Consider the following 393-nt stretch of genomic DNA (forward strand, 5'->3'; position numbering starts at 1 on the left):
CACCAAACTCTCCGCCTGGAGGCACATCTCTTCCGTTTAGCGAAGTCACTTCATTTTCCAGATATGTCGCATTAAAACTGACGTTAAACCTGAAATCATCCGAAAAATTATCGTCATAAGCAATCATAAATTCAACACCTTGGTTTTGTACTGTACCAGCGTTAATAAATGGCGAAGCAGCCCCTGGTGCCCCAACACCTATTATTCCTGGGGCCTGTGGTTGAATTAATAAGTTTTTGGTTTGCTTACGAAATACATCGGCAGTAATGCTTACAGTATTATTAAATAATCGGGCGTCTAGACCAATATTTGCTGTTTCTTGCTCTTCCCACTTTAAATTAGGGTTTCCTATGGTGCCAGCCCCTACACCATTAAGTAAGTCGTTTTCATCAA

1 protein-coding gene is annotated in these 393 nt (G+C 41.0%); it reads right to left on the reverse strand.

The window, feature by feature from the left end; translation table 11 throughout:
- Positions 1-393, reverse strand: a 393-nt coding sequence (locus tag H4O21_RS28355) for a TonB-dependent receptor domain-containing protein (protein WP_182812531.1), incomplete at both ends; no start/stop codon positions are given.

The organism is Oceanospirillum sediminis (assembly GCF_014164585.1).
Lineage (GTDB): Bacteria > Pseudomonadota > Gammaproteobacteria > Pseudomonadales > Halomonadaceae > Oceanospirillum > Oceanospirillum sediminis.